Origin of the sequence: Belnapia arida, assembly GCF_016773205.1 — a bacterium.
GTDB classification, from domain to species: Bacteria; Pseudomonadota; Alphaproteobacteria; order Acetobacterales; family Acetobacteraceae; genus Belnapia; species Belnapia arida.
This window is the reverse complement of the sequence record NZ_JAETWB010000015.1, coordinates 20,419-39,736: the sequence shown is the minus strand read 5'-3', so window position 1 is coordinate 39,736 and position 19,318 is coordinate 20,419. Positions and strand designations below refer to the sequence as shown.

Annotated in this window: 18 protein-coding genes; 4 read left to right on the top strand and 14 right to left on the bottom strand. The window is 68.5% G+C overall.

The annotated features are described in order from the left end of the window. Position 1: 1 nt before the first annotated feature. Genes JMJ56_RS21445 through JMJ56_RS21425 form a run of 5 tightly spaced genes read right to left on the bottom strand, consistent with a single transcriptional unit; the run spans position 2 to position 5,981 of the window. The gene (locus JMJ56_RS21445) at positions 2 to 1,282 is read right to left on the bottom strand and encodes an ABC transporter substrate-binding protein (protein ID WP_328702443.1); all 1,281 of its coding nucleotides are present in this window, start codon (positions 1,280 to 1,282) and stop codon (positions 2 to 4) included. Positions 1,283 to 1,302: 20 nt separating this feature from the next. Beyond that, positions 1,303 to 2,367, bottom strand: a complete 1,065-nt coding sequence (locus JMJ56_RS21440; RefSeq protein ID WP_202833819.1) for a branched-chain amino acid ABC transporter permease — start codon at positions 2,365 to 2,367, stop codon at positions 1,303 to 1,305. Beyond that, on the bottom strand, positions 2,367 to 3,260 hold the full coding sequence (locus JMJ56_RS21435; protein ID WP_202833818.1) for a branched-chain amino acid ABC transporter permease: 894 nt from the start codon (positions 3,258 to 3,260) through the stop codon (positions 2,367 to 2,369). Before JMJ56_RS21435 ends, JMJ56_RS21440 begins: the two co-directional genes overlap by 1 nt. Before the next feature lie 4 nt (positions 3,261 to 3,264). Then, complete coding sequence (locus JMJ56_RS21430; RefSeq protein WP_202833817.1) at positions 3,265 to 5,166, bottom strand: long-chain fatty acid--CoA ligase; 1,902 nt, start codon at positions 5,164 to 5,166, stop codon at positions 3,265 to 3,267. Next, positions 5,163 to 5,981 carry an ABC transporter ATP-binding protein gene (locus JMJ56_RS21425; RefSeq protein ID WP_202833816.1) on the bottom strand — a complete coding sequence of 273 codons (819 nt, stop codon included), beginning with the start codon at positions 5,979 to 5,981 and terminating at the stop codon, positions 5,163 to 5,165. Before JMJ56_RS21425 ends, JMJ56_RS21430 begins: the two co-directional genes overlap by 4 nt. Positions 5,982 to 6,135: 154 nt before the next feature. Here JMJ56_RS21425 and JMJ56_RS21420 point away from each other — a divergent pair, with 154 nt between their 5' ends. Beyond that, the gene (locus JMJ56_RS21420; RefSeq protein WP_202833815.1) at positions 6,136 to 6,732 is read left to right on the top strand and encodes a TetR/AcrR family transcriptional regulator; all 597 of its coding nucleotides are present in this window, start codon (positions 6,136 to 6,138) and stop codon (positions 6,730 to 6,732) included. On the opposite strand, the gene JMJ56_RS21415 is transcribed toward JMJ56_RS21420, so the two are convergent. Genes JMJ56_RS21415 through JMJ56_RS21400 form a run of 4 tightly spaced genes read right to left on the bottom strand, consistent with a single transcriptional unit; the run spans position 6,729 to position 10,621 of the window. Beyond that, positions 6,729 to 7,313 carry an amino acid synthesis family protein gene (locus JMJ56_RS21415; protein ID WP_202833814.1) on the bottom strand — a complete coding sequence of 195 codons (585 nt, stop codon included), beginning with the start codon at positions 7,311 to 7,313 and terminating at the stop codon, positions 6,729 to 6,731. The genes JMJ56_RS21420 and JMJ56_RS21415 overlap by 4 nt on opposite strands. 4 nt (positions 7,314 to 7,317) lie before the next feature. Beyond that, on the bottom strand, positions 7,318 to 8,427 hold the full coding sequence (locus tag JMJ56_RS21410; RefSeq protein ID WP_202833813.1) for a radical SAM protein: 1,110 nt from the start codon (positions 8,425 to 8,427) through the stop codon (positions 7,318 to 7,320). Next, entirely contained in the window at positions 8,427 to 9,425 is a 999-nt protein-coding gene (locus tag JMJ56_RS21405) for a lysylphosphatidylglycerol synthase domain-containing protein (RefSeq protein WP_202833812.1), read from the bottom strand. The genes JMJ56_RS21410 and JMJ56_RS21405 overlap by 1 nt, the downstream gene beginning before the upstream one ends. After that, positions 9,422 to 10,621: an amidohydrolase family protein gene (locus JMJ56_RS21400; RefSeq protein WP_202833811.1), complete on the bottom strand. Its 1,200-nt coding sequence runs from the start codon at positions 10,619 to 10,621 to the stop codon at positions 9,422 to 9,424. Before JMJ56_RS21400 ends, JMJ56_RS21405 begins: the two co-directional genes overlap by 4 nt. 83 nt (positions 10,622 to 10,704) lie before the next feature. Between JMJ56_RS21400 and JMJ56_RS21395 the strand changes: the two genes are divergently transcribed. The 3 genes from JMJ56_RS21395 to JMJ56_RS21385 all read left to right on the top strand — a co-directional run bounded on the left by JMJ56_RS21395 (position 10,705) and on the right by JMJ56_RS21385 (position 13,525). Further along, positions 10,705 to 11,130: a MarR family winged helix-turn-helix transcriptional regulator gene (locus JMJ56_RS21395; RefSeq protein WP_202833810.1), complete on the top strand. Its 426-nt coding sequence runs from the start codon at positions 10,705 to 10,707 to the stop codon at positions 11,128 to 11,130. Positions 11,131 to 11,195: 65 nt separating this feature from the next. Further along, entirely contained in the window at positions 11,196 to 12,680 is a 1,485-nt protein-coding gene (locus JMJ56_RS21390) for a 6-hydroxynicotinate reductase (protein WP_202833809.1), read from the top strand. Further along, positions 12,665 to 13,525: a UPF0280 family protein gene (locus tag JMJ56_RS21385; protein WP_202833808.1), complete on the top strand. Its 861-nt coding sequence runs from the start codon at positions 12,665 to 12,667 to the stop codon at positions 13,523 to 13,525. Before JMJ56_RS21390 ends, JMJ56_RS21385 begins: the two co-directional genes overlap by 16 nt. Here the strand turns inward: JMJ56_RS21385 and JMJ56_RS21380 are convergent. The 5 genes from JMJ56_RS21380 to JMJ56_RS21360 all read right to left on the bottom strand — a co-directional run bounded on the left by JMJ56_RS21380 (position 13,500) and on the right by JMJ56_RS21360 (position 19,318). Continuing rightward, entirely contained in the window at positions 13,500 to 14,201 is a 702-nt protein-coding gene (locus tag JMJ56_RS21380) for an ABC transporter ATP-binding protein (protein WP_202833807.1), read from the bottom strand. The genes JMJ56_RS21385 and JMJ56_RS21380 overlap by 26 nt on opposite strands. Then, positions 14,201 to 14,959 carry an ABC transporter ATP-binding protein gene (locus JMJ56_RS21375; protein ID WP_202833806.1) on the bottom strand — a complete coding sequence of 253 codons (759 nt, stop codon included), beginning with the start codon at positions 14,957 to 14,959 and terminating at the stop codon, positions 14,201 to 14,203. Before JMJ56_RS21375 ends, JMJ56_RS21380 begins: the two co-directional genes overlap by 1 nt. Beyond that, a complete protein-coding gene (locus tag JMJ56_RS21370) occupies positions 14,946 to 16,793 on the bottom strand; it encodes an ABC transporter permease (protein ID WP_202833805.1) in 1,848 nt (615 codons plus the stop codon). Before JMJ56_RS21370 ends, JMJ56_RS21375 begins: the two co-directional genes overlap by 14 nt. Positions 16,794 to 16,804: 11 nt before the next feature. Further along, on the bottom strand, positions 16,805 to 18,022 hold the full coding sequence (locus JMJ56_RS21365) for an ABC transporter substrate-binding protein (protein WP_202833804.1): 1,218 nt from the start codon (positions 18,020 to 18,022) through the stop codon (positions 16,805 to 16,807). 150 nt (positions 18,023 to 18,172) lie between these two features. Beyond that, the gene (locus tag JMJ56_RS21360; RefSeq protein WP_202833803.1) at positions 18,173 to 19,318 is read right to left on the bottom strand and encodes an acyl-CoA dehydrogenase family protein; all 1,146 of its coding nucleotides are present in this window, start codon (positions 19,316 to 19,318) and stop codon (positions 18,173 to 18,175) included.

Here is a 19,318-nt window from a genome sequence, read left to right as displayed (position 1 = left end):
GCTACCAGCCCAGCCAGTCGGCACGGCGGTCGAGCGTCACCGTCTTCACCTGTTCCAGTCGCATCGTGCCGTTCTGCATCAGCTCCCCCACATTGCCCTGGCTGGTGTCGCCAGTAACGCGGGCGCGGTACAGGGCGACGGTGAGCTGGCCGCGGTGATCGGCCGGGGTGAAGTTGGAAGGCGCGCAGACACCGTCGAAACCGTTCGGCACCCAGTTCTGCCGCGCGTAGAAGCCGTCACGGATGCGCTCGCCCGTGACCTGGCCGCCATTCGCCACGGCGCTGTCCATCGCCTCGGCCAGCAGCATGGCGCTGCAGATGCCGGTGAGGTAATGCACGGGACGGTAGGCAGTGCCCGTCTGGTCGGAGATGCGGCTGATCGCCTGCACACTCGCCATGCCGGGCGCCTGCTGGCCCCAGACCGCGGCGGTGCGCACCGGGAAGATCACGCCATTCGCCGCAGTGCCTGCGGCTTTCATGGCATTCTCGTCCATGCCCCAGACATTGCCCATGAACTGCACATTTACGCCGGCCGCCTGGCAGGCGCGCAGGACGGAGATATTGGAGCCCGCCGTGTTGCCGAGATAGGCGTAGTTCGCGCCTTGTTGCTTCAACGTCAGGCATTGCGCCGTGTAGTCGCCCGGTGTGAGGGCGAAAACGATGGCCGGCAGGACCTCAAAGCTGAGCTCCGCGGCCAGCGCCTCGCCCGCCGCCTTGGGCGAGTTCGGGTAGGGGTGATTGCCGCCCATATGGACGTATTTCGGCTTGCCCTGCCCGCCCCGCGCCTTCCAGTCCTCCGCCGCCCAGATCAGCATCGCCCGCAGCGAATCGGAATAGGAAGGACCGTAGAAGAAGTTGTAGGGCGCCGGCTCGACACCCTGCCGGCCGGACTTGCCGCCGGCATCGGTGAGCGCTGCCGAGTAGGAGCCGGAGACATAGGGCACGCGGTCGCGTGTGACGAAGCGCACCAACGCCTCTGTATCCGCCGTGCCCCAGCCGTTGATGGCGACGACGCGATCGCGGCTCCAGGCCTGGTATTGGCTGACGGCGCGCGGTGCCTGATAGCCGTAGTCGAAGGCGAGGGCATTCACCTGGCGCCCGGCAATGCCGTTGCGCGTGCGGTTGATCCAGGCCCAGGTATCATTGACGCCCTGCGCGAAGGGCGTGCCGACATCGCTGGTGGCGCCCGAAAGATCCATCAGGTGCCCGACCGGGATCGGCTGCGCCGCCGCTGGCAAGGTCAGCGTCATGGCGGCAGCCAAGCCGAGGATCGTCGTTCTCATTGTCATTCTTGTCCTCCCCATCAGTGCGAATACGGGTAGAGCTTCCAGTAGGATTTGATCAGCCGCCAGCGGTGTGCGAGGCCGTCCGGCTCAAAGATCAGGAAAAGGATGATCGCGGCGCCAACCGCCATCTCGCGCAGGAAGGAGATGGAGGCGCCGAGCTTCAGCGCTCGGTCGATGGCGCTGCCGGAAAGCGCATCCGCCCCGGCCTGCACGACCTCGGGCAGCAGCACCATGAAGGCCGCGCCCATCAGGCTCCCCATCACGCTGCCCAGGCCGCCGATGATGACCATGCCGAGGAACTGGATGGAGAAGAGGATGTTGAAGGCCTCCACGCTGACGAAGAGCAGGTAATGCGCGTAGAGCGCGCCGCCGATGCCGGCATAGAAGGAGGCGATGCCGAAGGAGAGCGTGCGGTAATAGGCGAGGTTGATGCCCATCACCTCGGCGCTCAGATAGTGGTCGCGCACGGCAACCAGCGCCCTCCCGTCGCGGGTACGGATCAGGTTCGCGGCGCCGAGATACATCACCACGACATAGGCCAGAACGACGTAGAAATAGCTTTCCTCGCGGTCAGCCACCCAGTTGCCAAGCGCGAAAGGCTCGGTGATGCGCCCTGCGACGCCGCCGGTGAACCACTGGGCGCGGGCGAAGAAATCCTCGAGGATGAACTGCGCAGCGAGCGTCGCTATGGCGAGGTAGAGCCCTTTCAGCCGCCCCGCGGGCGCGCCGAAGATGAGGCCGACCACCGCCGTCATCACTCCCGCAATAGGGATGCAGAGCGCGACCGGGATGTGCCAGCGCTCATGCAGCCAGGCGGAGGCAAAGGCCCCGAAGCCGAAGAAGGCGGCATGGCCGATGCTGATCTGCCCGGTGAAGCCGACCAGGATGTTGAGGCCGAGCGCCGCAATGCCGAGCGTGCCGATATTGATCAGCAGGCCAAGCTCATAGCGCCCCAGCAGGAATGGCAGCCCGCAGGCGAGAACCAGGCCGAGCAGCACGGCGCGGCGGCTGTTCCGCGTCGGGAAGATCGTCATGTCCTCCCGGTAGCTGCTGCGGTATTCGCCGGCCGGTGCGAGATCCATCAGACGCGCTCGATGTTCTTGGTGCCGAAGAGCCCGTAGGGCTTGATCAGCAGGATGACGATGAGGGCGTAGAAGGGTGCGATGGTGACCATGTTGCCCCAGTTCAGCCAACCGGCATCGAGGTACTGCGCCCAGTTTTCCAGCACGCCGACGATCAGCCCGCCGAGCACCGCACCGATGACGCTGTCGAGGCCGCCGAGGATCACGGCGGGGAAAACCTTGATGCCGTAGAACGAGAGCGCCGAGGAAACGCCGTTCACCACCCCCACCACCACGCCGGCGACAGCCGAGACCACGGCCGAGATCGCCCAGGACATGGCGAAGACCTTCGGCACGGAGATGCCGAGGGATTGCGCCACCTGCTGGTCGAAGGCCGTCGCGCGCATCGCCAGCCCGTGCTTCGAAGCGGTGAAAAACCAGGCGAAGCCCGCCATGATGAGCACGGAAATGCCAAGCGACATCAGATAGGCTGTCTGCACCTCGAGCCCGAGCAGGTTCACGCGCTCGGTGCTGAAGATCGGCGGAAAGGGCTTGGCGAAGACGCCGAAGATCCACTTCATCAGCGCCTGGAAGAAGATGCCGAGTCCGATCGTCGCCATGATGACGCTGATGACCGGCTCGCCGATCAGCGGCCGCAGCACCACCACCTGCAGGATCATGCCGAACAGCGTCATGAAGGCGAGGGTGACGAGGAAGCCGGCCCAGAAGGGCAGCTGCCATTCCGTCAGCAGCCACCAGCAGACCCAGGCGCCGACCAGCAGGAACTCGCCCTGAGCGAAGTTCACCACCTGGCTTGCCTTGTAGATCAGCACGAAGCTCATGGCGACGACGCCGTAGAGCGCACCGACGATGAGGCCGTTGAGCGTCAGTTGCAGCAGAAGCGTCCAGTCCATCGCCCTACTCCGCCGCCTGCGCCATTGCCGGCGCATCCATCGAGACCACGTGCAGTGTGGTGCGGATGCGCTGCCGCGTGCCGTCTTGGAAGGCGATGGTGGTGTCCACCGGGATCGCCCGCTCGCCGCCGTAGAGAGCGGCGATGATGTCGGCATATTTCTGGTTGATCACGCCGCGCCGGACCTTGCGGGTGCGCGTCAGCTCCTCGTCATCCGCATCGAGCTCCTTGTAGAGCAGTACGAAGTCGCGGATGCGCTGCGGCTCCGGCAGGGTGCTGTTCACCCGGGCAACCTCGGCGCGCAGCAGCTCCAGCACCTGGTCGCGGGCGGACAGGTCGGTATAGGTGGTGAAGGCGATGCGGTTGCGCTCGGCCCATTTCGATACGATGGGAAACCGGATGCAGATGATCGCCGTGAGATGCGGCCGCCCGTCGCCAAGTACCACGGCCTCCGCGACATAGGGGCTGAATTTCAGCTTGTTCTCGATATATTGCGGGCTGAAGCGGTCGCCGCGGCTGGTCGTGGCGATGTCCTTAATGCGATCTATCACTACCAAATGGCCGGCCTTGTCGAAAAAGCCGGCGTCACCGGTATGCATCCACCCTTCGCGCACATCGCCCGGCTCGCCTTGGCCGAGATAGCCGCAGAACATGTTCGGATGGCGGGTGACGATCTCGCCGACGCCGTTATGGTCCGGCTGGTCGATACGGATCTCGACGCTCTCGTCGAACGGGACGCCGACCGTGTCGAAATTCACATCAGCCGCACGGTGGATGGTATAGGCGCCGAGCAGCTCCGTCTGGCCGTAGAGCTGGCGCAGCGGCACGCCCATGGCGAGGAAGAAGCGGAAGGTGTCCGGCCCGAGCGCCGCGCCGCCCGTCGCCGCCGAGCGCAGGTTGCTGAAGCCAAGCCGGTCACGCAGCGCACGAAACAGCAGCTGGTTGGCGAGCGACGAGCGTTTGCCCCCATCAAGCGCCGCCAGTCCGCGCTTCATGGCGAGTTCGAACATATGGCGCTTCAGCGGCGAGGCATCCATCACCCGCGCCCGGACATCGGCGGCAATCTGCTCCCAGAGCCGCGGGGCGAAGAGGACGAATGTCGGGCCGATCTCGCGGAAGTCGGCCATCATCGTCTCCGGCTCCTCGACGAAGTTCACCTTCATCCGAGCCAGCAGGCCGAAGCCGAGGACGTAGATCTGCTCCATGATCCAGGGCAAGGGCAGGACGGAGACATACTCGTCCTCCGGCCCCTTCGGATCTGCGCCCATATAGGAGGCGCAATGGCGGATCAGCGCACCGCCCTGCAGCATGGCCAGCTTCGGCCGCGCGGTCGTGCCGGAGGTGGTGCAGAGGATTGCCACCTCCTCGCCCCGCGTCGCGGCGACCAGCGTGGCATAGGCGCTTCCATCCGCCGCATGCGCCGCCTCGCCACGCTGCACGAGTTCCTCGATCGGCATGAGGCGGGGGTCGGCGTGCTTCCGCATGCCGCGCGGGTCCATGTAGAAGATGTGGCGCAGCGCCGGCGCCCGACCCTCGAGGTTGAGCAGCTTGTCGACCTGCTCCTCATCCTCGGCGATCACCGCCGCGGCGGCGCTATGCTCCAGCAGGTAGGCAACCTCGTCGTCCAGCGCGTCACGGTAGATGCCGAGCGAACGGGCGCCGATGGCGTGCGCAGCGACCTCGCCCATCACCCAGTCCGGGCGGTTGTCGCCGATCAGACCGATGACATCGCCAGCGCCGAGGCCGAGTGCGCGCAGCCCGAGCGCGATGCTCCGCGTCCGCGCGTCCACGTCAGCCCAGGTGAAGCTGCGCCAGATGCCGAGATGCTTCTCGCGCATCGCCACCTCCCGCCCTGCCACCGTGGCGTTGTGGGAAAGCAGCTTCGGCAGGGTGTCGGCCTCGCTCATGGCGCGAGCGCCTCTTCCGGTTCGCTCACCACCTCATCCGCCTCGCCAAGGTAGGCGCGTCGTACATGCGGGTCGGCCAGCACCTCCTGCGGCGAGCCCTCGGCGATCTTCTTGCCAAAGTCGAGGACCATGACGCGGTGGGAGATGTCCATCACCACGCCCATGTCGTGCTCGATCATCAGCACGGTCATGCCCCATTCCTCGTTGAGGTCGAGGATGTAGCGGGCCATGTCCTCCTTCTCCTCAAGGTTCATCCCGGCCATCGGCTCGTCGAGGAGGATCAGCTTCGGGCGCAGCGCGATGGCGCGGGCCAGTTCCACCCGCTTGCGCAACCCATAGGAGAGCGTGCCGGCCGGCGCCTTCCGCACATGCTGGATCTCGAGAAAATCGATGATCTCCTCGACCTCGCGCCGATGCACGATCTCCTCGCGCTGCGCCCCGCCCAGCCAGTAGGGCATGCCGGTAAGGAAGCCGTGCCGCATCAGGTGGTGACGGCCGACCATGATGTTGTCGAGCACGCTCATATGGCCAAACAGCGCCAGGTTCTGGAAGGTGCGGCCGATGCCGATGGCAGCGCGCTTGCGCGTCGGCAAGCGGGTGATGTCGGCGCCGTCGAAGCGGATGCGCCCGGAGGTCGGGCGGTAGCGACCGGAAACGCAATTGACCATGGAGGTCTTGCCAGCGCCGTTCGGGCCGATGATCGAGAAGACTTCGCCCGCCCTGACCTCGAAGGAAACGTCGGCAAGAGCCCGAACGCCACCGAAGCGAAGCGTAACGCCTTCGGCGGCGAGGATTGTCGTGCCCGGCTCAGCCATGACTCAGGCGATGAGGCGCATTTGCGGCCACGATCGGTCCCTCCCCGGCGGGATTATGGTCCCCGCTGCTAAACGAACATATGTTCGTTTTCGGGTTGACCGCAAGAGGTTTCCAACGCCAGCCTGCACCCCGACTTGGGAGACGTCCAGCACGATGGCCCGCATCACGGGATCCAGTGGCGAGCGCACGGCGGCGGCCATCCGCCAGGCCGCGCTGCGGCTGATCCACGAGCAGGGCTTCGCTGCCATGAACCTGCGCGAACTGGCGGCCGCAGTCGGCATCAGCCCGGCCTCGCTCTACAACCACATGACGACCAAGCAGGGCCTGCTTTTCGACCTGATGCTGGAGCACATGACGGCGCTGTTGGAGCAGACCGATGCCGCCCTGGCGGCCGCCGGACCGGAACCGATGGCCCGGCTGAAGGCCTTCATCGGGCACCATGTGCTCTATCACTTGGAGCGGAAGCGCGAGGTCTATATCGCCAATTTCGAGCTGCGCGCCCTCGACCCGTCCAATGCGGCGCGGATCATCGGCATGCGGCACGAGTATGAGGCACGGCTGACCGGCCTGCTGGAGGAAGCGGCCGCAGCTGGCTTGCTCCGCCTCGGCGATGCACGGATCACCGCCTTCGCCATGCTCGCCATGCTGACCGGTATCTGCACCTGGTATCGTCCCGACGGGCGGCTATCCCCCCCGGAACTCGTCGCGCTGCACACCCGCCTGGCGCTGGAGGGCGTTCTCCGCGACTAGCGAAGGCCGTCCTTGCCGATGATCTCCGCCTTGGTCAGCCCACCGATACGGGGCAGCGGCCGCCCGCCACCGGTCAGCGCCAGGCAGAGCAGGATCTCTCCCGCCCGCGGCGCGTCCGGGATCCGCGCCTCGATGGCATCGAAATGGCTGCGGACGAACGCGGCGTCCTTGTGGCCGAGCGGCACGTCGATGGTCGTCCCCGGCCCGCCCGCCTTCTTGGCCGAGGGGATCAGCGCCGGCCCCTTGCCGAGCACGGCCCGCACCGGCGCGCCCATCTTCGGGTGCAGCAGGGCGGCAGCATGCTCCAACTCTCCCGCCTCCCCCACCACGGCGGCCTTGCCGAAGCTCTCCACCTGCTCGCCGGGGATGCCGAGGGCGGTGATGCAACGCTCCGCCAGCAGCGCCCCGAGCGCCTCACCCTGCGCGATCAGCTCAGACAGGTCTTCCTCATAGCGGCCGGCGAAGGGGTTCTCGATGACGGCGCAGGCGACGGCGCGGCGGATCGGGTGAGGCAGGTCGCGCCCCATCTCCCGCCGCGTCTCGTCCAGCAGCACCACGAGCTTCCGGATCACCGCCGCCATCACCTCAGGCCCTTCCCGCCAGATTGGCCAGCCGCGCGCCATGGCCGATAACGGCGCCGAGTGAGCCGATATTGCGCCGGTCCGCCAGCGCCGCAACGGCCGCGAACGGCCGCCCTTCCTTCAGCCGCGCGAAGGAGTCGCCGATGGAGACCGAGAAATGCAGCATGATGCTGGCATCGCGGTAGCAATCGGTGGTGCAGGCCTGGCAGCCGTCGCGCATCACCTTGTCCGGGGTGAAGTCCCAGACCGAGGAAAGCGGCTCCTTCCAGTCCTCGCAGCGCCAGAGATCGTAATTCCAGTCCAGGTAGAAATATTTGTAGCCGGCATGGCAGATGAAGCGCTCGCCCTGGCCGGTAAGGCGGCGGCGCATGTCGGCAATGGCGGCGCGAGGGTTGTGCACCGGGATCACGCCACGGGCCTGCTCCACTCCGTCGAAGGCCGCCAGCAGCTCCGCCTGCGACATGTCCACCAGCTCGCTATCCTCGGAGTAGACGAGGGAGGAGGAGCCAAGCGCTGCCTTCCGCGGATAGGAGAAGGTGACGGCGGAGAAGCCGAGCTCCTTCAGGAAGCGGCCGAGCGCCGCGTAGTCCTTTACCAGCCGGGTCATGGCGACGCTGGCGATCGGCGTCACCCCCTTGGCGGCAAGCCGGGTATTCGCCTCCCTGATGCGGGCGCAAACGCCCTTAAGCCCGCGATTCTCCTCGTGCAGATGTGCGTGCTCGCTGTCGATGGAGATGAACAGGGTGGTGATGCCGGCGGCCGCGAGGTCATCCACCTTGGGCGGCAGCAGCCAGCCATTGGTGACGAGGGTCGGCTGCGTGCCCTGCGCGGTCGCCTCCCGCGCCATGTCCAGGATCTTCGGGTGCAGTAGCGGCTCGCCACCCATGAAGGTGACGAAGCGCACATTGGCCTGCTCGCGCAACCGGATCAGGGCGGCCGGGAAGCGCTCCGCATCCAACCAGCTGCGATGCTTCACGAAGCCCTTGTTATGGGCGAAATTGCAGAAGTCGCAGGTGGCGTTGCACATATTGGTGACGGAGACGTTGCAGATCGCCGGCCCCCCGCGCGGCACCAGCCGCAGCAGGTCGAACACTCCCGATGTCTTGCTCGCCATCACCCATCCCTCGGTTCAGCCGGACGCATAGACCCGGTTTCCGCCCGCTGCCAAGCGATAAGGCCAGGTAGGCTCAGGCAGACCTCCCGCGCCCGCCGCACCAGGGCCACGGCGAGGGCCGCCGCGGCCGGCACGCCGACCAGCGCCGCGGCGCCGATGATCGCCCCCTCCTGCACCGCCAGCGCCCCCGGCAACATGAAGCCGACATTCCGCAGGGCCTGGGCGAGGCTCTCGATCACCAGCGCATCCGCGAGCGTGATAGGGTGGCCGAGCAGCCAGAGCACGCCGGCGATCTCTACCGCCCCGAGCAGCCAGGACAGGGTGTGCCATAGGGTCGCCACCGCAAGCCGTGGCCAATCCGCATGCAGTTCGAGGATCGCCGCCTGCAACCCCTGCACCCAGCCGGGATCGATGGCCGGCCAGCGCCGGGCGAGCCGGCCGAGGCCGCGCTCCAGCAGGGTCAGCGGCAGCCGGCGCTGGAACAGCACCATGGCCCCTGCCCCGGCCAGCGCGATCCCGAAGCCCGCCGCGGCAAAGCCGAGCAGCCCTGGCCCGTCCCCGACGCCCAGCAGCAGCGCGACGCCGGCCAGGGTGAAGAAGAGCTGCGAGACGGCCTCCAATGTCAGGTCGACGGTCGCCGTCGCCCCCGCCATCTGGCTGGACACCCCGTGCCGCGACAGCAGCCGCGCCGCCGCCGCCTGGCCGACCAGCGCCCCGGCCGGCACGAGGGCATTGGCCGATTCGCGGTACCAGCGGAGCTGCGCCATCACTAGGAAGGGCGGCCGCGCCGCGGGCGGCAGAAGCGCCCGCCAGGCCGCTGCCGTCAACAGGATCTGCGGGACATGCACCGCGGCTGATATGCCAACCGCCGCCGGCAGATCCGCCAGCACCGCCCCGAGCCCAGGCAACTCGCCTGCATTGAGGGCGATCACCGCCCCCAGCGCCAGGAGACCGAAGACCAGCCCGTTGCGGAGGCCCTGGCGCCAGCCGGGGATCAATGCCCGAGCGTCTCCGGCACCCGCTCGGCCGGCGGAGTGTTGCGGCTGCGGCCGCAGCGCATCACGCCGTCGATCATGACGCCACCGATGCCGGGGATGTCGCCGAGCTCCACGCTGTGCAGCAGGTCCCGCCCCGCCGTGTGCTGCGCCCGGTCGAGGAAGACAAGGTCGGCTGCCCGGCCGGCCTCGATCAGCCCGGCATCAAGGTTGCGAATGCGCGCGGTATTGCCTGTCGCCATGGCGAAAGCCTGATCTGCCTTGATGCCGCCCAGCGAGGAAAGCAGCGAGATCATCCGCAGGATGCCCAGCGGCTGGACCCCGGAACCGGCGGGGCTGTCCGTGCCGAGGATGACGCGATGGAGCTGGCCCAGGTCCCGCGCCGCCTGCACTGCGGCGATCGCCACCCGTTCGTTGCCGTTGTGGACCAGCTCGATGGCGCGGCTGCTGCGCTCGCAGAGCTCGCAGACATGCGCCTCGGGCAGGCTGGTATGGCCACCATTGATATGGCCGATGATGTCGGCATCCGCCTCCAGCACCGTGTCCTTGTCGATCAGCCCGCTGCCGGGGATGGAGGGGCCGCCGGTATGGATGGTGCTCTGGATGCCATGCTTGCGCGCCCAGGCCACCATCTCGCGCGCCTCGTAGCCGGCCTTCACCGAGCCGAGGCCGACCTCGCCCAGCAGGGTCACGCCGGCGGCGGCGAGTTCGGCGAAGTCGCTCTCCACCATGCCCTTCTCCAGCACCGGAGCCCCGGCCAGCACCTTCACCCCGGCCGGGCGGGCGTTGAAGAAGGCGCGCTGGGCGGTGATGGCCAGCGCCTTCAGCCCGACGATGTCCTTCGGCCGCCCGGGCAGATGGACCTCGCCGGCCGAGATCATGGTGGTGACGCCGCCATGGAGGTTGCTCTCGATCCAACCCATCTGGTTCTGCCGCGGCGTCCAGTCGCCGATTACCGGATGGACATGGCTGTCGACCAGCCCGGGCGCCACGGCGCAGCCATGCGCGTCAATGACGCTGTCGGCCGGGCCGCGATCGGCGAGTTCCCCGGCGCGACCGGTGGCCACGATCCTGCCGTCCTCGATCAGGATGGAATCGGCTTCGAGCACCGGGTTGGCGAGGTCGCCCGAGAGCAGCAGCCCGATATTCCGCACCAGGATGCGGCCCCGTGCCGGACCCGACGACTGTTCCACCGCCATGGCCTGATCCTCCCATGTCCCTGCGCCACTCTAGCCCTGGCCCATTCGTAAGCCTAGAAACGAAATGCGACGCGGAGGCGAGGATGGAGGAGCCGGAGGACTATGTGCTGGAGGAGCAGGTGGGCCACCTGCTGCGCCGGGCCTATCAGCGCCACCTCGCCCTGTTCCAGGGGATCATGGGGGAGGATGGGCCGACCTCGATGCAATTCGCCGCCCTCCATGTGCTGTGGCGGCGCGGCCCGCTCTCGCAGAACCTGCTCGGGCGGTCGCTGGCGATGGACCCGCCAACGGTGAAGGGCGTCGTCGCCCGTCTGATGGCCCGCGGTCTGGTGGTGCGGGAGCGCGACCCCGCCGATGCGCGGATGCTGCTGGTGGCGCTGACGCCGGCGGCGCTGGCCGCCCTCCCGGGCTGGTTGGAGAAAGCCAAGGCGGTATCCGCCGCCACCCTTGCTCCGCTGCCGCGGGACGAGCAGACGCGGCTTGGCGCCATCCTCCGGCGAATGGGATGATTTCCGTTGTGGCGGGGCGGCGGGGCTGGCAAACTCGTTAGTGACACAACGAATGGTTCGGCCCGATGAGCACCGACCGCACCGCCCTCTTCGGCGCCCGCGAGGGCAATGAGGGCATCGTCCGCTGCGACGCCTGCCCCGTGCTCTGCCGCATCCGCCCAGGCCGCAGCGGCGCGTGCAGCCGCTATGCCAACCAGGACGGTGCCCTGGTCCGCACCGACCCGCTGGTGCTGATGCAGCGCGCGGTCAAGACAGGGGGCGGGACAGTACCCTTCCTCGAAGGCTCGGAGGACTGGGCCGGCGGGCTCGCGCCGCGGGAAGAGGTCTTCGTCTCCGCCATCGGCGCCGGGACCACCTATCCGGACTACAAGCCTGCGCCCTTCATCGTCGGCTCGCGCCATGCAGGGGTCGATACCGTCACCGTCGTGACCGAGGGCATCTTCAGCTATTGCGGTCTCAAGGTGAAGATCGACACCGACCGGCATCTCGGTCCGGAGACGGCGGCCGTCCGCGTCGATGGCGAGCAGATCGGCCATGTCACCACCGCCGAATATGGCAGCCAGATGCTGAGCCTCGGCGGCGTGCGGCACCTGACCGGCGGCTCCAAGCGCGAGGGCAATGTCACCTGCGCGGCCATGCTGGCGCTTTGCAACAAGCAGGCGGTTGAGGTCTCGATAGACGGCGGGGTGACGCTGGTGCTGCAGGCCGGCCAGGCACCCATCGTCGACGGCGTGCCGGAGCGGCGCATGCGGGTCGGCTGCGGCAGCGCCGCCATCGGCATCTTCGCCCAGCAGTGGCATGGGCATGTGGACGAGGTGATCGTGGTCGATGACCACATCACCGGCGTGCTGTCCGAGCATCAGGCCGGCAAGTGCCTCGACGTGCCGCCCACCGGCATCCGCGTCCGCGGCAGGCGCTCGACGCCTGGGCGCTACTTCCAGGTGGCGCATCCAGGGGACGGCTGGGGCGGGACCGACATCAAGGATCCGCTCGCCGTCATCGAGAGCATCGACCCGAAGACCGCCTGGCCCGGCCTCCGCCTGCTGCTGACCAGCACGACGGGCGAGGACCACCTCTATGTCGAACTGGACGAGGCGCTGCGCCCCGTCCCGGTGCCGACGCCGCCCAACGTGCTGAAAACCGTCGAGCGCATCGGCGAGAATTGCGAACCGGCGATGACCTCCGTCCTGTTCATGGCCGGCGCCGGCGGCTCGCTCCGGGCGGGCGTCACCGAAAACCCGGTGCTGCTGACGCGGGAGGTGCAGCGCTCCCTGGTCCGCGTCACCATCGGCGGAGCACCCTGCACGCTCTGGCCAGGGGGCGGCATCACGGTGATGGCGGATGTGCTGCGGGTGCCGGACGGGGCCTTCGGCTATGTGCCGACGCCGGCCCTCGTGGCGCCGATGGAGTTCACCCTGCGCGCCGATCTCTATGCCCGGCTCGGCGGGCACGTGGACCATGCGGTGCCGCTGGAGCAACTCCTCGCCGAATACGGCAGCACCGCCCGGCAGGAAGCCTGGATCGACGGGAATCCATGGCCGGCGCCCTAGCCAGCTCCCGCCCCGATGGCCGGCTGCACCTCCAGGAGGGCCCGATCGACCTGGTGATCGGCTTCGAGGGCACGCGCGCCGCCATCGCCGAAGCTGCCATTCGCGCCACCGCCGCCTTCCAGGGGCTGCTCTCCGGGCTGGTCGCGGAACTGCCGCTGCTGCGCTCCCCTGTCGGCCCCGACCGCCCCGATGTCGGCGGACCCGTTGCCCGCCGGATGGCGGAGGCAGTCTGGCCCTTCCGCGCCGGCTTCATCACGCCCATGGCGGCCGTGGCCGGGGCGGTGGCGGAGGAGGTGCTGGCGGCGCTGGCCGCCACGCCCGGCCTCACCGCGGCGCATGTCAACAACGGGGGCGACATCGCCCTCTTCCTCGCCCCGGGAGCCAGCCTGCGGGTCGGCGTCGTCCCTCACCTCGCCCGCGCCGTGCCGGAGGCGCTGATCCGCATCCGCGCCGAGGACCCGGTGCGCGGCATCGCCACCAGCGGCTGGCCTGGGCGAAGCTTCTCGCTCGGCATCGCCGATGCGGTGACGGTGCTGGCGCGCGGGGCGGCGGCAGCCGATGCCGCGGCGACCGTCATCGCCAATGCGGTGGATGCCGACCATCCAGCCATCCGCCGCGCCCCGGCCGCCTCACTCGACCCCGACAGCGATCTCGGCGAACGGCTGGTGACGACCTCTGTCGGGCCGCTGCCCGCGGAGGTGGCCGAGGCGGCGCTCGACGCCGGCGAAGCACGGGCGGAGGCGCTGCTCTCCGCCGGGCTGATCGAGGGCGCCGCACTGGTACTGGGCGAGTCCGTGCGCGTCGTCGGCGCAGGGGGGCTCATACGGACAGATACTGTTCCCTGACCTCATCCGCCGCCAGCAACTCAGCGATGCTGCCGCTCCAGCGGATGCGTCCCTTCTCGATGATGGTCGCCCGGTCGCTCACGAGCTGCGCGAAATGCAGGTTCTGCTCGGACAGCAGGATGGATAGCCCTTCCGCCTTCAGCGCCCGGATCGCCTCTGCCATGCGCTCGATGACGACCGGCGCCAGACCCTCACTTGGCTCATCGAGCAGGATCAGCCGCGGGTTGCCCATCAGTGTGCGGGCGATGGTGAGCATCTGCTGCTCGCCACCGCTCATCCGCCCGCCGGGCCGGTCCCGCATGGCGCCGAGGCTCGGGAAAAGAGCGAAGAGCCGCTCGGGCGTCCAGGGCCGCAGCCCCGCCGTGGCCGGCCGCCGTCCCACCTCCAGATTCTCCATCACCGAAAGTCCGGTGAAGATCCGGCGCTCCTCCGGCACATAGCCGAGGCCAAGGCGAGCGATCTCGAAGGGCTCCCGCCCGCCAATCTCGGCACCGGCGAAGCGCACGTTGCCGGCGGAGGGCGGGACGAGGCCCATGATCGCCTTCATCGTCGTGCTCTTGCCCGCGCCGTTGCGGCCGAGCAGCACGACCACCTCGCCGCCGCCAACATCGAGCGCCACATCGTCGAGGATATGCGCCCGGCCGTAATAGGCGGAGAGCCCGGCGACCTGCAGCATCAATGGGCCCCTGTCACCGCACCGGAGCCGAGATAGACTTCGCGCACCCTGGGGTCGGCGCGGACCGCGGCCGGTGCCCCCTCGGCGATCAGCCGCCCGCGATCCAGCACCAGGATGCGGTCGGCATGGCCGAAGACCACGTCCATGTCATGCTCGGTGAAGAGTACGGCGATGCCGCTCTCCCGCGCGATCCCGGCGGTCAGCGCCATCAGGGAGATGCGCTCCTGCGGCGCCATCCCTGCCGTCGGCTCGTCCATCAGCAGCAGCTTCGGCTCATTGGCCAGCGCGATGGCGAGTTCCACCCGCTTCAGGTCGCCATAGGCGAGGATGCCGCAGGGCCGCGCTGCCTGATCCGCCATGCCGAGCCGCTCCAGAAGCGCGCGCGCCGGCGCCGCATCCATCCGCGCCACCGGTCGCCACAATTCGCCGAGCCGGCGATGGTGCGAGAGCAGCGCCATCTGCACGTTCTCCAGCACCGTCATCGAGCCGAAGGTGGCGGTGATCTGGAAGGTCCGCCCGACGCCCAGCCGCCAGACCTGCCGCGGCGCCAGCCCGGTGATGTCGCACCCCAGCAGCCGCACCGCGCCGGCATCCGGCTTGAGCTGCCCGTTCAGCATGTTGAAGCAGGTGGACTTGCCGGCACCGTTCGGCCCGATCAGCGCGAGCATCTCGCCGGGGCTTACGGCGAAGGAGACGCCCTGCACGGCGCGCACGCCGCCGAAGCTCTTCTCCAGCCCCGCAACCTCAAGCGTCGCCATGGCGAGCCTCCCAGCGCGCCCGGGCGGCCCCGGCCAGCCCCTGCGGGAAGAACAGCACCAACGCCACGATGACAGCGCCGAGGATGAGCCGCCAGAGATCGGTGAGCCTGACCAGCTGCTCCTGCAGCCCGGTGAAGGCGAGCGCGCCGATGATCGGGCCGGACAGCGTCTGTACCCCGCCCAGCAGCACCATCAGCAGCGCATCGACGCTGCGGGGAATGCCCATGAAGGTCGGAAAGACGCTGCCCTTGCCATAGGCGAATAGTCCACCCGCGATCCCTGCCGCTGCCGCCGCCAGGGCGAAGCCGAGCCAGCGGATGCGGAAGGCGTTGATGCCGATTGCCTCGGCGCGCAAGGCGCTGTCCCGCTGCGCCCGCAGCGCATAGCCGAAGGGCGCATGAACGACGCGCCGCAGCAGCAGGGTTGCGCCGAGGCAGAGCGCCAAGGCGAGGTAGTAGAAGACGAGCTTCGGCGCTGCCCACGCATCCGGCCAGACGCCGAGGATGCCGTTGTCGCCTCCCGTCACTTCCACCCATTGGAAGGCGACCGACCAGGCGATCTGAGCGAAGGCCAGGGTCAGCATCGCCGCATAGACGCCAGAGAGGCGAACGCAGAAATATCCAAAGACCAGGCCGAAGACGCCCGCCGCCAGTGGTGCCAGCGCCAGCCCGACCAGCATCGGCGCACCGAGCCATTGCGCCGCCAGCGCCGCCCCATAGGCGCCGAGACCGAAATAGGCCGCATGGCCGAAGCTCGCCATCCCGCCCGGCCCCATGATGAGATGCAGGCTGGCCGCGAAGAGCACGGCGGTGGCCAGCTCCGTCAGCACGGAGAGCGCATAGTCGCCGAGGAAGGGCGGCACCACGACCGCCAGGCCGAGCGCGGTGAGCGCCAACCAGCGCAGCGGGCCGGGTGCCGGGCCGATCATCGGCTCCGCACTCCCCTGCCCGCCCCGCGCCGCCGCCTCCGGCTTGCCGAGCAGCCCGTGCGGCCGCACCACCAGCACCAGCGCCATCACGAGGAAGACGAGGACCAGCGTGATCTTCGGCGCGATGAGGATGCCGAAGGCATGCATCTCGCCGATCAACAGCGCCGCCAGCGCCGCCCCCGTCAGGCTGCCGAGCCCGCCCACCACCACCACGACGAAGGCCTCGGTGATAATGGAGAGATCCATGTGCAGGTTGACGCTCTCGCGCGGCAGCTGCAGCGCCCCGCCGAGCCCAGCAAGCAGGCTGCCGAGGAAGAAGATCGAAGTGAAGAGCATTCGCTGGTTCACGCCGAGCGCGCCGACCATCTCCCGGTCCTGCGTCGCCGCGCGCACCAGCGTGCCCCAACGCGTGCGGTGGAAAAGCAGAAGCAGCAGGCCGAGCACCACCGGCCCGACGCCGATCAGAAAGAGTTCGTAGAGCGGGAAGCGGAGACCAAGGATCTCGGTGCTGCCGCGCAGCCCCGGGGCGCGGGGACCGAGCAGGTCCTGCGCACCCCAGACCATCTGCGTCAGCTCCTGCACGATCAGCACCACGCCGAAGGTTGCGAGCAGCTGGAACAGCTCAGGCGCGCGATAGATGCGGCGGAGCAGCAGCACCTCCACCGCCAAGCCGATCAGCCCGACCAGCAGCGCCGCCCCGACCACCCCGCCCCAGAAGCCGAGATGGCCACGCGGCAGCTGGGTGACCAAGGTGTAAGCGAGGTAGGCCCCCAGCATGTAGAAGGAGCCATGGGCAAAATTCACCACCCGGCTGACGCCGAAGATGACGGTGAGGCCCGAGGCCACGAGGAAGAGCGAAGAGGCGCTCGCCAGGCCGCTGAGGGCCTGGAGGACCAGGTTCTCCAAGGTGGCCTGCGTCAGGTCTGGGGCCGCAGGGTCCGGACGACATCGTCCGAGGGCAGATAGTCCTTGCCATCGGCATAGCGCCACTCGGCCATCGCCCCCTTGCCGTTTTTCAGCACGGTGCGGCCGACGAAGGCACCCATGGTGGACTGGTGGTCGATGGCCCGGAACTGCACCGGCCCGAGCACGGACTGGAATTGCAGACCGGTCATGGCATCGACCAACGCCTCGGTCTCGAGCGTGGGCGACTTCTTCAGCAGCGCCGCGATCGCCATCACAGTGTCAAAGCCGACGACGCTGCCGAGGCGCGGATAGTCGTTCCAGCGGCGGCGATAGGCCTCGCGGAAGGCCGTATGGACCGGCGTGTCGATCTGCTCCCAGGGATAGCCGGTGACGATCCAACCCTCCGGCGCCTCGTCGCCGAGCGGGTCGAGATATTCCGGCTCGCCAGTCAGCAAGGAGACGACGCGGCGCCGCTCGAACAGCCCGCGGGTCGAGCCCTGGCGGACGAAATTGGTGAGGTCGGCGCCGAAGGTGACGTTGAAGATCGCCTCCGGATTGGCCGCAGCCAGGGCCTGCACCGTGGCGCCGGCATCGATGCGGCCGAGCGCTGGGAATTGCTCGGCGACGAACTGAACGTCCGGCTTGGCGCGGCTCAGCAGCTCCTTGAACCAGCGCACGGCGGACTGGCCATACTCGTAGTTCGGAGCGACGGTGGCCCAGCGCTTGACGGGCAGCTTCGCCGCCTCCTCGACCAGCATGGCGGACTGCATGTAGGTGCTGGCACGGAGGCGGAAGGTGTAGCGGTTGCCCTTGCCCCAGACGAGCGCATCGGTCAGCGGCTCGCTGGCGACGAAGAGCTTCTTGTTCTGGTTGGCGAAGTCGCCGAGCGCAAGGCCGACATTGGAGAGGAAGCCGCCCGCGAGCAGCGCGACCTTCTCCGCATTCACAAGTTCGCCGGCGAGGCGGACGGCATCCTCTGGCCGCCCGGCGTCGTCGCGGAAGACGGTTTCGATGCGGCGCCCGTTGATGCCGCCGGCGGCATTCACCTGCTCCTGCGCCAGAAGCCAGGCATTGCGGTAGGGTTGGAGGAAGGCGGGCTGGGCGGTGTAGCTGTTGATTTCGCCGATGCGGATGGCCTCGCCCTGCGCCCGGGTGATGCCCGGCGCCGCCAAAGCCGCCATGCCGGCGCCCGCCAGTATCTGGCGGCGCCCGATCACCCGTCCCACCATGCTGCCCCCGGTCCCGCTGCAACTGCGAAGACGATATGGAACCGCACTACCCGTTATCGTGCAAACGATTTTCGATCCGTTGCCCCACTTTAGTGGCAGGGGCCTGAGAGCCGGAGCGCCGTGGCGCTCCGGCCGTGTGGCACCCTTCCGTCAGGCCGCCGCCACCAACCCGCCCGTCTCCGATAGGTCGCGGACGTAATGGTCAGCATCGCCGAACATCGCGTCGTTCACCGTCAAGCGCTTGAAGTAGTGGCCGGCGGCATACTCGATGGTCATGGCGATGCCGCCATGCAGCTGGACGCTTTGCTGTCCGACGAAGCGCGCCGAGCGGCCGATCTGCACCTTCACCGCCGCCATGGCCTTGCGCCGCTCCACCGGGTTGCGCTCGGCAGCGGACATGGCGGCGAAGTACGACATGGAACGCGACTGCTCCAGCGCCACCAGCATGTCCGCGGCGCGGTGCTGCAAGGCCTGGAAGCTGCCGATCGGCCGGCCGAATTGCTGGCGCGTCTTCATGTAGTCGATGGTCATGTCGTGCACCGCCTGCATGGCCCCGACCGCCTCGCCAGCCAGCGCCGCGATGCATTCATCCACCACTTGGTCGACCAGCGGCAGCCCGTCCTCCGGGTTGCCGAGCACGGCGACGGCCCGCGCGCCGGAGAGCTCGACCTCGGCGGCCCGTTGCCCATCGACGGTGCGGTAGCCGCGCCGCTCCACCCCCGGCCCCTTGGCATCGACGAGGAAGACGCCGATGCCCTTCCGTTCGCGCCGATCGCCGGCGGTGCGGGCGGTGACGATCAGCCGGTCGGCGCTGTCGCCATGCACTACATAGCCCTTGCGGCCGTTGATGACCCAGCCATCGCCATCGCGCTTCGCCGTCGTCGCCACGTCGAAGAGGTCGTAGCGCGACTGCCGCTCCACCTGGGCGAAGGCCAGCAGCATCTCGCCCGAGGCCACCTGCGGCACCAGCTCGTTGCGCAATTCCTGCGAGGCGCCATGACGGAGGAAGCCGCCGCCGATGACGACGGTGCTCATCCAGGGCTCGAGGGTGATGTACCGCCCGATCTGCTCGGCGACGATCAGGGTCTCGACCGGGCCGCCGCCGAAGCCGCCCTCGTCCTCGCCGAAGGGCAGGCCAAGCAGGCCGAGTTCGGCATACTGCGACCAGACCTCGCGGCTCCAGCCATCTGCCGACTTCATGTAGCCCTTGCGCTGCTCGAAGCCGTATTTGTCGCCGAGCAGCCGGGCCACGCTGTCCTGCAGCAGGCGCTGCTCTTCCGTCAGGTCGAAGTCCAT

Excerpts from the sequence above, each read along its gene's own strand:
- JMJ56_RS21445 (WP_328702443.1), bottom strand. The coding sequence starts at position 1,282 with ATGAGAACGACGATCCTCGGCTTGGCTGCCGCCATGACGCTGACCTTG.
- JMJ56_RS21440 (WP_202833819.1), bottom strand. The coding sequence starts at position 2,367 with ATGGATCTCGCACCGGCCGGCGAATACCGCAGCAGCTACCGGGAGGAC.
- JMJ56_RS21435 (WP_202833818.1), bottom strand. The coding sequence starts at position 3,260 with ATGGACTGGACGCTTCTGCTGCAACTGACGCTCAACGGCCTCATCGTC.
- JMJ56_RS21430 (WP_202833817.1), bottom strand. The coding sequence starts at position 5,166 with ATGAGCGAGGCCGACACCCTGCCGAAGCTGCTTTCCCACAACGCCACG.
- JMJ56_RS21425 (WP_202833816.1), bottom strand. The coding sequence starts at position 5,981 with ATGGCTGAGCCGGGCACGACAATCCTCGCCGCCGAAGGCGTTACGCTT.
- JMJ56_RS21420 (WP_202833815.1), top strand. The coding sequence starts at position 6,136 with ATGGCCCGCATCACGGGATCCAGTGGCGAGCGCACGGCGGCGGCCATC.
- JMJ56_RS21415 (WP_202833814.1), bottom strand. The coding sequence starts at position 7,313 with ATGGCGGCGGTGATCCGGAAGCTCGTGGTGCTGCTGGACGAGACGCGG.
- JMJ56_RS21410 (WP_202833813.1), bottom strand. The coding sequence starts at position 8,427 with ATGGCGAGCAAGACATCGGGAGTGTTCGACCTGCTGCGGCTGGTGCCG.
- JMJ56_RS21400 (WP_202833811.1), bottom strand. The coding sequence starts at position 10,621 with ATGGCGGTGGAACAGTCGTCGGGTCCGGCACGGGGCCGCATCCTGGTG.
- JMJ56_RS21395 (WP_202833810.1), top strand. The coding sequence starts at position 10,705 with ATGGAGGAGCCGGAGGACTATGTGCTGGAGGAGCAGGTGGGCCACCTG.
- JMJ56_RS21390 (WP_202833809.1), top strand. The coding sequence starts at position 11,196 with ATGAGCACCGACCGCACCGCCCTCTTCGGCGCCCGCGAGGGCAATGAG.
- JMJ56_RS21385 (WP_202833808.1), top strand. The coding sequence starts at position 12,665 with ATGGCCGGCGCCCTAGCCAGCTCCCGCCCCGATGGCCGGCTGCACCTC.
- JMJ56_RS21380 (WP_202833807.1), bottom strand. The coding sequence starts at position 14,201 with ATGCTGCAGGTCGCCGGGCTCTCCGCCTATTACGGCCGGGCGCATATC.
- JMJ56_RS21375 (WP_202833806.1), bottom strand. The coding sequence starts at position 14,959 with ATGGCGACGCTTGAGGTTGCGGGGCTGGAGAAGAGCTTCGGCGGCGTG.
- JMJ56_RS21365 (WP_202833804.1), bottom strand. The coding sequence starts at position 18,022 with ATGGTGGGACGGGTGATCGGGCGCCGCCAGATACTGGCGGGCGCCGGC.
- JMJ56_RS21360 (WP_202833803.1), bottom strand. The coding sequence starts at position 19,318 with ATGGACTTCGACCTGACGGAAGAGCAGCGCCTGCTGCAGGACAGCGTG.